General features: G+C 52.4%; 13 protein-coding genes. All 13 read right to left on the bottom strand.

Annotated elements, in window-relative coordinates:
• Window positions 1-34: 34 nt before the first annotated feature.
• Entirely contained in the window at window positions 35-898 is an 864-nt protein-coding gene (locus F3F93_RS01610) for a response regulator (protein WP_176957400.1), read from the bottom strand.
• 37 nt (window positions 899-935) lie between these two features.
• Window positions 936-1,130 carry a uracil-DNA glycosylase gene (locus F3F93_RS01615; RefSeq protein ID WP_176957401.1) on the bottom strand — a complete coding sequence of 65 codons (195 nt, stop codon included), beginning with the start codon at window positions 1,128-1,130 and terminating at the stop codon, window positions 936-938.
• Window positions 1,130-1,444 carry a non-heme iron oxygenase ferredoxin subunit gene (locus tag F3F93_RS01620; protein WP_176957402.1) on the bottom strand — a complete coding sequence of 105 codons (315 nt, stop codon included), beginning with the start codon at window positions 1,442-1,444 and terminating at the stop codon, window positions 1,130-1,132. Before F3F93_RS01620 ends, F3F93_RS01615 begins: the two co-directional genes overlap by 1 nt.
• 34 nt (window positions 1,445-1,478) lie before the next feature.
• Window positions 1,479-2,678: an NnrS family protein gene (locus F3F93_RS01625; protein ID WP_176957403.1), complete on the bottom strand. Its 1,200-nt coding sequence runs from the start codon at window positions 2,676-2,678 to the stop codon at window positions 1,479-1,481.
• Window positions 2,679-2,869: 191 nt separating this feature from the next.
• Window positions 2,870-3,442 (bottom strand): putative Fe-S cluster assembly protein SufT, encoded by a 573-nt coding sequence (sufT, locus tag F3F93_RS01630; protein ID WP_176957404.1) that lies wholly within the window; start codon window positions 3,440-3,442, stop codon window positions 2,870-2,872.
• Complete coding sequence (gene sufU, locus F3F93_RS01635; protein ID WP_176957405.1) at window positions 3,439-3,894, bottom strand: Fe-S cluster assembly sulfur transfer protein SufU; 456 nt, start codon at window positions 3,892-3,894, stop codon at window positions 3,439-3,441. The genes sufT and sufU overlap by 4 nt, the downstream gene beginning before the upstream one ends.
• The gene (locus F3F93_RS01640; protein ID WP_176957432.1) at window positions 3,894-5,111 is read right to left on the bottom strand and encodes a cysteine desulfurase; all 1,218 of its coding nucleotides are present in this window, start codon (window positions 5,109-5,111) and stop codon (window positions 3,894-3,896) included. The genes sufU and F3F93_RS01640 overlap by 1 nt, the downstream gene beginning before the upstream one ends.
• A gap of 102 nt (window positions 5,112-5,213) precedes the next feature.
• On the bottom strand, window positions 5,214-6,464 hold the full coding sequence (gene sufD, locus F3F93_RS01645; protein WP_176957406.1) for a Fe-S cluster assembly protein SufD: 1,251 nt from the start codon (window positions 6,462-6,464) through the stop codon (window positions 5,214-5,216).
• Between the two features lie 131 nt (window positions 6,465-6,595).
• Window positions 6,596-7,348, bottom strand: coding sequence for a Fe-S cluster assembly ATPase SufC (sufC, locus tag F3F93_RS01650; protein WP_176957407.1), 753 nt, complete (start codon window positions 7,346-7,348; stop codon window positions 6,596-6,598).
• A 108-nt stretch (window positions 7,349-7,456) separates the two neighbouring features.
• Window positions 7,457-8,923 carry a Fe-S cluster assembly protein SufB gene (gene sufB / locus F3F93_RS01655; protein WP_176957408.1) on the bottom strand — a complete coding sequence of 489 codons (1,467 nt, stop codon included), beginning with the start codon at window positions 8,921-8,923 and terminating at the stop codon, window positions 7,457-7,459.
• A complete protein-coding gene (locus tag F3F93_RS01660; RefSeq protein WP_176957409.1) occupies window positions 8,923-9,378 on the bottom strand; it encodes an SUF system Fe-S cluster assembly regulator in 456 nt (151 codons plus the stop codon). Before F3F93_RS01660 ends, sufB begins: the two co-directional genes overlap by 1 nt.
• A gap of 163 nt (window positions 9,379-9,541) precedes the next feature.
• Window positions 9,542-9,703 (bottom strand): hypothetical protein, encoded by a 162-nt coding sequence (locus F3F93_RS01665; protein ID WP_176957410.1) that lies wholly within the window; start codon window positions 9,701-9,703, stop codon window positions 9,542-9,544.
• Window positions 9,704-9,820: 117 nt separating this feature from the next.
• Window positions 9,821-10,528, bottom strand: a complete 708-nt coding sequence (locus F3F93_RS01670) for a DUF6161 domain-containing protein (protein WP_347239162.1) — start codon at window positions 10,526-10,528, stop codon at window positions 9,821-9,823.
• Between the last annotated feature and the right edge of the window lie 70 nt (window positions 10,529-10,598).

A 10,598-nucleotide genomic window follows, 5' to 3' on the forward strand; every position in this document is an offset into this window, starting at 1 on the left:
TTACCTTATAAAAGCAGTGCGTCGAAGTTTTCCGTCAGGAAAGAAGAAGATGAAACTTCAGGGCCTCAATAGCCCGGCCAAAGGCGAGTTCAAGCTCAGCACAAAAGCGCAGCATATCGGCACTGCTCAGGTTCTCATCCACTGCTTCAATTTCCCGACAGCGTGAGACCACTCCACTGACACCCAGCGTGGCAGCAGGCCCTTTTATACTGTGGACTCTTATCAGGTAGCTATGCCGGTCACCCTGCTCTGCCGCCTCTCTGAGGCGGACAAGATGCTCTGAACCTGTACTCTGAAATGCGTCAAACAGCTTTTGGCGTTTTTCAGGCTGCGTGATCAGCCTGCAGAGGCTGTTGATAACCGACGCATCGAGAACCTCATCCTGTTCAGTTACAGCTTCGCTATCCAGCACGGCTGATTCATCATCACCCGGTTGCGCCGTATGCTCTCGAATCTTCTCCAGCAGCAGCGCACCATCTACAGGTTTTATCAGATAATCACTGGCACCAGCCTGCATGCACTCGCTGATGGTGCTTGGCAACGCCTCCGAAGTGAGCATCAATACCGGCAATAAAGCCCGGGACGCCATCAAACGCAGCTGCTTGAGCACCTCAATGCCGCTGACCTGTGGCATCCTGATATCGAGAATAACAAGATCGATCTGTTTACCACTACGCAGCAGCGTAAGCGCCTCTGCGCCATCACTGACAATCTCCAGTTGGTAGCGGCTATGGTTAAGGATCTCTCTGACCACCTGCTGATTGATCGGATCATCCTCAGCCAGAAGGATGGTCAGCGCTCTATGCTCTGAAGGGTTGCTATCACCCTGATGTTCATGGCCGGATGCTGCTACTTTTCTGAATGGCGTCCTCACCCTCGCCAGCCATGATGACTTCATATTCGACCCTGCCTGAGGGAGGCGCAGAGGAGTTGATTCACCCTCTGCCCGGCTTGGCTTCAAATTTCAGGCAGTTGAGGTTAGATACCACCTGCACTTCGTAGCAGGGCAGAATACTCGATTTAAAACCGAAGGCGCGACAGCCATGCGGTTTGGCCTGATCCCAGGTAATGAAGTAGAAGCGGCAGCTCTGGCATGGCGGTTTTTTTACATGTTGATCTGCTGCAGCCATCAGTCGTCCAGATCAACCTGCACCATGCCGTTCTCTACACGGACCGGAAAGGTGTCGATATTCTCATAGGCAGGCGGAGTCAATGAACGACCATCACGGATACAGAAACGGGCACCATGGCGCGGACAGATAATCTGATCACCCTCACAGGCACCACTGGCCAGCTCACCGCCATCATGGCTGCAGACATCCTCAATAGCGTAATAGGCACCATCAAGATTGAACACCGCAACCTCGGCATAAGCGGTGCTGACCACCTTCCGACTTCCCGGCGGCAGCTCACTCTCCTGTGCTACATCAATCCACTCAGCCATCTCACCCTCCTGCGGCTCGAGCCTTCAAGCCCGCTCAGCCCTCTTTACCATCCAGACGTGGTCGCAATAGTAGCATCGAATAACGCATCACAAAAATCAGAAATGCAGCGGTCCAGCAGCTGCCACTGATCAGCACGGCAATCTCAAGCCATTGTCCATTAAACATCGGCAGCAGAACCCGGACAGCAGCTGCGACAACCATCAACCCGAATGCCAGCCGCATGCCCGGCAGCACCCGGATTGGACGCCCTGAATGGCCCAGCGCAACGCGTGCCATCATGCCAAGCGTAAGCATGCTGACCGTTCCGATAGTCCAGCCATGCAGGGCATGACCAAGGCTGATATCCAGAATCAACGCAGCTGCATAGAGGAGAAAGCCTGCAACCAGCCAGCCATAACCAAGATAGAGTACCCAGAGCATCGGCTCCTGCCATATACCTGCTCTGTACCAGCGCTGCATACGCAAGCCGTGCAGGAGCGCAACAGCAATGGCAGCGATGGCAACCGGTAGCGGGAAGGGAAGCAGCAGATTGATTGCTGCAAAAGCCAACAGCGAAGGCAGCGCCAGAGTCTCAACCATGCGAATCGATCCGGTTTGACCACCTGTAGTTTTGCCGATAAAAAAGGGCAAAACGCGCCCGGCGATCAGCACCACAATCGCAACCGTTATCAGTACAGCCAGATGTAACATCGGCGTAATCAAACCTTCAAACACGCCAAGTTGATCGAGGTGGATACCAGCATTGCTGGCTGCCAGCAGCAGAAGCAGAGCAGGCAGAGGGTAGTTACGCGATTGCTTCGCCTTTTTCAGATTCAGGAATATCACCACGGCCAGTACTGGAAGAAACAGCAGATCAAGCAGGGCAAACAGCTCTGCTGCCATAGGAATCGCTGAAACAAGGCGGGGAATCAGCCAGAGCAGTACCAGTAGTGCCAGTGGCCAGCCGCTCGGGGTAGCAATGCCCGTCCAGTTGCGCACTGCTGTGAGCAGGAACCCTGCAACAACAGCGACGGCAAAACCAAAGAGCATTTCGTGGGCGTGCCAGAGCGAGAGATCAAAATAGTTGTAGTGCCAGATGCCGGTGACAAAACCACCGAGTGAGGTAGCCATAAACAGGATCGCGAACCATCCAGCCAGCAGGAAGAAGGGGCGAAACCCTAAAGCAAACGGCGCCCAGCCTTTTGGTTGATCAGGAATAACAGACTTAACAATAGGAATTTCAGTGTCTGCCATGATTAACCTTCCTTAGTTACAAAGTAACAACGTCGCATCTATGTTCGATAGTAAAACACCCAAAGGTTAGGGTGCTATCTTTTGCTTCATGCCAAGACGCGAGAAGCACAAAACCGGAGCGTATCGAAGCATACGTGAGGATTTGAGCATCGCAGCAACGCAGGCATGGAGTAAAAGAGAGTGCCTTGAGGCTAAAACATGCCTAATTGCAGGCGGGCTTCATCAGACATCATCGAACGATCCCAGGCCGGGTCAAAGACCAGCTCCACCTCAACACCGCTGACATTATCCACAGAGAGTGTTTTGGCACGCACATCATCAACAATGAATGGCCCCATACCGCAACCCGGTGCTGTCAGCGTCATGACGATATCGACATGGTTACCGCCCTCATCATCTTCAACAACATGCACATCGTAAACCAGTCCCAGATCGACAATATTGACCGGAATCTCCGGATCGTAACAGGTTCTCAGTACCGCCCAGACATCCTGTTCATCCACCGGCCCGTCCACGGCTATGTGCTCATCTGTTTTCGCAGCCGAGGCCGCTTTCTGCTCATCAGTTTCACCCAGCCCGAGCGCATCGGCATCCTTGCCCTCAATGCGGGCCAGATTGCCGCCCACACTAACGGTATAGCTGCCACCAAGCTCCTGGGTGATCAGCACCAGTGCCCCTGCAGGTATGGTGACCGGCGTGCCGAGCGGAATCAGGATCGCATCGACATCGCGGGTAGTTGTGATTGTATCGCCAGCACTATTCATTCTGTCTTTGCCACCTCATCGGAATCTGTAACGGCCGACTTGAGCGTATGCCAGCAGAGTACAGCACATTTAATGCGACTGGGAAACTCGCGCACACCTGAGAGAACCGCCAGCTTACCCAGCACCTCTTCATCCGGTACCTCTTCAAGATCAGCGGTAACCATGTGCTGAAACATATCAAATTTCGCACTGAATTCGGAGAGCGGCGTGCCCTTTACCGCTTCTGTCATCAAGGAGGCAGAAGCCACAGAGATCGCACACCCCTCGCCTTCAAAGGAGACCGCCTCGATCAGACCATCACTGTTCACATTCAGATAGACATGCAGCCGATCACCACAGAGTGGATTATAACCGTCCGCCTCATGGTTATAGTTCTCCAGTTTACCGAAGTTGCGTGGACTCTTGTTGTGATCAACGATCACCTGCTGATATAGGTCACGTAGTTCAAACATTAGGCGAAAATCTCCTGTGCTTTTTTCAGGGCCGCAAACAGGGCATCCACTTCGGCTTCGGTGTTATAAAGCGAGAACGAAGCGCGCGCTGTAGCCGGCACCTTGAAGAAGTCCATCACCGGCATCGCGCAGTGGTGACCGGCACGGATCGCCACAGCTTCACGATCAAGAATCGTACCCAGATCGTGCGGATGCACACCATCGAGCACAAAGGAGAGTACACACGCCTTCTCTCTGGCCGTACCAATCTGGCGCAAGCCATCAAAGACTTCTGCCTTGGCCGTGGCATAAGCCAACAGCTCTTTTTCACGCTTCTCAATGGCATCAAAGCCGATGCTCTGAATATACTCAATGGCTCTACCGAAACCGATGGCGCCTGAGATATGCGGGGTGCCTGCCTCAAATTTGTAGGGCAGATCATTAAACTCGGTTTTATCAAAGGTGACCACACGAATCATATCGCCACCACCCTGATAGGGAGGCATGGTTTTGAGGATGCTCTCTTTGGCGATCAACACACCGATACCGGTCGGGCCATACATCTTATGCGCACTGGTCACATAGAAATCGACATCCAATGCCTGCACATCAACAGCAACATGCGCCGCCGCCTGTGCACCATCCACGAGCACTTTGGCACCTACGGCGTGGGCTTTCTCAATGATCGTGCTGATCGGATTGATCGTACCCAGTGCATTGGACATGTGCACCACACCCACCAGTCTGGTGCGCTCAGAGAGCAGTTCTTCAAACGCCTCCATAATCAATTCGCCCTGCGCATTGATTGGCACCACTTTCAATGTGGCACCCACATGTTCACAGAGCATCTGCCACGGCACGATGTTGGAGTGGTGCTCCATATGGGTGATCAGCACCTCATCACCGGCTCTGACATTGGCCCCGCCCCATGATGAGGCGACCAGATTGATCGCTTCGGTAGCACCACGCGTGAAGATCACCTCACGCTCGCAGCGCGCATTAAAGAAACCGGCGATGATCTTGCGTGCGCCCTCATAGCCTGCGGTTGCCCGCTCTGAGAGGGTATGCACACCACGATGCACATTGGCGTTATCCGCCTCGTAGTAGTGACTGATGGCATCAATCACACACTGCGGCTTCTGCGTTGTCGCCGCGTTATCGAGATAGACCAGTGGCTTGCCATACAACTGCTGATCCAGCACAGGAAAATCAGCACGAACTTTCTCAATATCAAACATCATAAAACCCTTCTTTAACCACAAAGAGACAGAGGCACAAAGGAGAGACAAACATGATTTTATGTTCTCTTTGTGCCTTCGTGCCTTCGTGGTGAAGATTAATCATACTAAAATCCCCTCAAGACCGGAGAGATTCGGAAGTTTGGCAAAAGCGGCGCGCTCAATATAGCGGCGCACAGCCCTGCTCTTCATCTTGGCCAGCAGCTCATCAGCAAAAGCGAAGGTGAGCAGCTGTTTCGCCTCCTCCTCGGAGAGCCCGCGCGACTTCAGGTAGAAGAGCTGATTTTTGTCCAGCTGGCCCACGGTTGCACCATGTGCACATTTCACATCATCGTTATAGATCTCAAGCTCAGGCTTGGTATCAATCTCAGCACGATTAGAGAGCAACAGGTTGGCATTGGACTGCGCCGAATCGGTTTTAATTGCACCCTTGGCAACCACCACTTTACCGTTGAATACAGCATGGGAACGACCATCAAGAACCGTGCGATAGTTTTCGCGGCTTCTGCAGTGCGGTGCCTCATGGGCAACACGGGTGTGATGATCCACATGCTGACGACCGGAGAGCACGAACAGCCCGTTAAGCTCAGACTCAGCGCCCGGCTCGTTGAGATCATCCACCACATCCACACGCGAGAGTGCAGAACCGAGCTCTACGGCATGCAAGGTATAGGAGGAGTCAGCCTTCTGATTCACTTCTACACGGCCAAGATGCCACTGTTTTCCGCTCTCCAGCTGCAGGCGGTAGTGCTCACATTTGGCTCCGGCTGCCAGGCGGATCGCAGTCAAACTGTTGGTCACTCCTGCCGCGCTATCGCTTCCGGCAAAGTGTTCAATAATCTCCAGCTCGGCATGGTTACCGATGGTGATGCCTGTCCTGATATGGGCAGCACCGCCACTGCTGAGATGCAGTATATGCAGTGGCCGATCCAGTTTAACGTTGCTTGCAACGCAGATGCAGTAGCCATCGGATGCTCTGGCGCTGTTCAAGGCGGTAACACCACTGGCAAACGGGGCATCACTATCATCCAGCATCAATTCAACGGCCGCATCGGGATCATCCTGCAACAGTGCTGCCAGCGGCGTAATGGTAATCGCATCCGGAATTTCAGATGCCGCAAGATCAACCACACCGTTACTGATCACCAGACGATAGGCGTTAAGGTCGGGAATCAGATAATCATCAGCTGAAACGGCTTCGCCAGCCTCAGCGCTCCACCACGACTCGCCCAGCACAGCGGCAATGCGTGAGAGATCGGTATATTTCCAGTCCTCATCACGCGAGCTCGGCAACCCGTCGACCTCAAAGGTGCGCCAGGCCGATTCCCTGATATGATTTAATGCATTACTCATTTTCGAAGCCCCTGATGAACGAGGATTTTTCTTCCAGGCAAGGCGAGTCGTGACCGAGCAGTGTAGCATATGTGCCAATATGTGAACCGCGCAGGGCGCGGCTCAACGCAGCATGGGAGGAAAAGCCGAAGTTAAACATGGGCTTCGGCGCGAACCCAGTCATAACCGCGCTCCTCAAGCTCAAGCGCAAGGGAGGCATCGCCAGATTTAAGGATCTGACCATCAGCCAGTACATGCACCACATCAGGTTTAATATAATCAAGCAGGCGCTGGTAGTGGGTCACCATCACAATGGAGCGATTCGCCGCACGCAAGGTGTTCACACCTTTGGCAACAATACGCAGAGCATCGATATCAAGGCCAGAGTCGGTCTCATCAAGCAGCGCCAGTGACGGCTCAAGCACGGCCATCTGGAAAATCTCGTTACGCTTCTTCTCACCACCGGAGAAGCCTTCATTCACGCCACGCGAGAGAAACGACTGATCAAGCTCAACCAGCTTGGCCTTCTCTTTGACCAGCTGCATGAACTCCATCGCATCGAGCTCCTGCTCGCCCTGATGTTTACGGCGCGCATTCACACCTGCTTTCAGCAGGTAGGTGTTGTTCACACCGGGAATCTCAACCGGGTACTGAAAAGCAAGGAAGATACCCTCCCAGGCGCGCTCTTCCGGCCGCATCTCCAGCAGATCTTTACCTTTGTAGGTGATTGAACCCTGGGTCACTTCATAACCGTCACGACCGGCAATCACATTGGAGAGGGTCGATTTACCCGAACCGTTCGGGCCCATGATGGCATGCACTTCACCATCGCCGATCTCCAGGTTGATCCCCTTCAGGATCTCTTTGCCGCCTACAGAGACGTGTAAATTTTCAATCTTAATCATGCTTTCTCCATACGGCTTCGGAGCTCCTGCCCTCAGCCTTAAACGCTACGCAAAAGCGTGGTTTTGCTTCGCTTACGGGCTCACGCCCGCCGCACATCCATGTGCGGATCATCCGACCGCACCTTCTAAAGAGACTTCCATGAGTCGGTTCGCTTCTACGGCGAACTCCATCGGCAGCTCGTTAAATACATCTTTACAGAAACCGTTCACAATCATGTTCACCGCATCCTCTTCGGAGATACCACGGCTCTGGCAGTAGAAGAGCTGATCTTCGCCAATCTTGGAGGTAGTCGCCTCATGCTCCATGGTAGCCGTGGCATTCTTCACCTCAACATAGGGGAAGGTGTGAGCACCGGATTTGTCACCGATCAGCAGTGAATCACACTGGGTATAGTTACGCGCGTTGTCGGCATCTTTGCCAATCTTCACCAGACCACGATAGGACTGATTGCCACGCCCTGCCGAGATACCTTTGGATACAATCGTGCTGCGAGTGTTTTTACCGATATGGATCATCTTGGTGCCGGTATCAGCCTGCTGACACATTTTGGTCAGTGCCACCGAGTAAAACTCACCCACCGAGTGATCACCGCGCAACACACAGCTTGGATATTTCCAGGTGATGGCACTGCCTGTCTCCACCTGTGTCCAGCTCACCTTGGCACGATGGCCACGGCAGTCAGCACGTTTGGTTACAAAGTTGTAGATACCACCGATACCGTTCTCATCACCGGGATACCAGTTCTGTACGGTGGAGTATTTGATCTGCGCATCATCCATCGCCACCAGCTCAACCACAGCCGCATGCAGCTGATTCTCATCGCGCTGTGGTGCCGTGCACCCCTCAAGATAAGAGACGTAAGAGCGCTCATCAGCAATAATCAGGGTACGTTCGAACTGGCCTGTATTCATCGCATTGATGCGGAAATAGGTGGAGAGCTCCATCGGGCAGCGCACACCCTTGGGGATATAAACAAACGAACCATCGGTAAACACCGCTGAATTCAGGGCTGCGAAATAGTTGTCACCGGCAGGTACAACGGTGCCGAGATACTTCTGCACCAGTTCAGGGTAATCACGCACCGCTTCAGAGATCGGACAGAAGATCACACCGGCATCCTTGAGTTTGCCTTTAAAGGTTGTCGCCACAGAGACCGAATCAAACACCGCATCCACAGCAACACCGGCCAACCACTCCTGCTCACGCAGTGGAATGCCCAGCTTGGCATAGGTCTCCAGCAGTTTCGGATCCACTTCATCGAGGCTTTTCGGCCCGTCTTTCATCGATTTCGGCGCCGAATAGTAGGAGACCGCCTGATAATCGATCGGCGGATAGCTCACATGCGCCCAGTGCGGCTCAGTCATCGTTTGCCAGTGACGGAACGCCTCAAGCCTCCAGTTCAGCAGCCACTCCGGCTCCTCTTTCATCGCTGAGATATGGCGAACCACATCTTCATTGAGTCCCGGTGGCAGGGTATCGGCTTCAATATCGGAGACAAAACCCGCCTCATACTCACGCGATGCATGCTCTTGGGCCGAAATTTCGACTTTCTCTTTGTTTTTCACTTCACTCATTAGTGCACCTTCGAGATGGCGATACCGCGCTGCAGGCGGAAGATCGGGATGAAATCCTGCTCGGTCATATCAGCCAGCGAGATATCCTGCAGTGCCTGACGCACAGCCTGATTGATCCGCTTCCAGTTATTGCTGGTGGAGCAGACATCGTGCTGGTCACAGCTGCTGTCATCGAGATTGCATTCGGTCAGGGCAATCGAACCCTCAAACACATTGATAATATCACGTACATTGATTTCAGTGGCCGGGCGAGTAAGACGATAACCACCCTTAGCACCGCGTGTGGAGTCGAGCAGCCCTTCATGCAGCAGCATCTGCAGAATCTTGCTGACGGTCGGTGAAGGAATACGGGTAATCTCCGCAAGTTCACCAGCGGTAAAACGCTCCTGCTCGGATGAGACCATACGTGTCATCAGCAGGATTCCGTAGTCCGTCAATTTGGTCAATCTGAGCATGGCGACTCCTTCAAATACTGAACAGGCTCGCTCTGAGCCTTGAGAAGTGGCCAACAAAAAAGGCCGCCTCCATTAAAGGCGACCATTCTAGTCCGGTTTATATACCGGAGCAATATGGTACAAATTAGGGTTATTCAGTTGTAGAAAGGATAAAGGGCCTGTTTCAGCCCCAGCTGCACTCCTCCCACTCATCATCATCGCCACCAAACGGTGGAATACCAATCAGAAACTCCAACTCCGACATCGGAATATGCGCATTGCGCTCGCTTACCCATTTCATAAATTCAAACCGCGCCGACGACGGGTTCAATCTTTCAGGTGTCATGTCACTCTCCTTTCATTCGTTCTTGCTGTGAACAATAGAGAAAAGTGAGTCACCCTTATGTCACTTTAAAGGCATGCCAGTGACAGGACAGAACTCAATCAATCGACTGATTTGACATCACCTCGGCTGGCGAGTGATTAAATCAAGAATGTTTGGCGGAGAACCATCATCACGGACAATGCCTGTTTGCGTATGCCTGAAGAGCGAATTTAAAATCAACAAGCGTTCTTCCGAAGAAAACACAATTCCCTCCTCGTTGTCATCGCCGCGTGACATAGCTAGGAATTCTTGGGTCAATACAATTCGCTCACCAGCATCCTGCTCCATGTGCAGATGGCTGAGGTACTTTCGAACCAACAGTCGAACTGGCCAATAGAAAAACACTGCAACAAGACCAAGAGGCAGAAGCCTCCATTGATCTCCTGATTTAAATTCGAGCCCAAACATACTAAAATATAAAGCCAAAACTACGGCGACTCCGGTCAAGCCAACCCAAATTGTATGGGCACGAGCAGTTTTCCTTTCTTTGGCATGCTCTACTTGCTGCTTAACCCAATAATCGACTGGCTTCATCATTCTCAGCTTTTCTTCATAGAAGGTTTCTATTTCTTGGATTTTCATTTCCAACTTGCCTTCTAGGCTAGTTAAGTTTTCATTATATTTTTCAATAAGATTATCTAATTCGTTTTGTTGTGCCGCACGGAATCCATCTGCCTCTTGAACAATATCTTTTGCTACGATGCTTACATCCTTACTATTTCGATCTAGGGATACTCTGAATAACTCGTCGATTCCTGTATAATTTCTCCGAACAGGAGGAGTTATGGATCAGTTGAGTTTTGCGGAAGCGGAATACGATCACAAGCGTCGCAAGACGCGCCGTGAGGCGTTTCTG

It is taken from the genome of Mariprofundus sp. KV (assembly GCF_013387475.1).
GTDB lineage: Bacteria > Pseudomonadota > Zetaproteobacteria > Mariprofundales > Mariprofundaceae > Mariprofundus.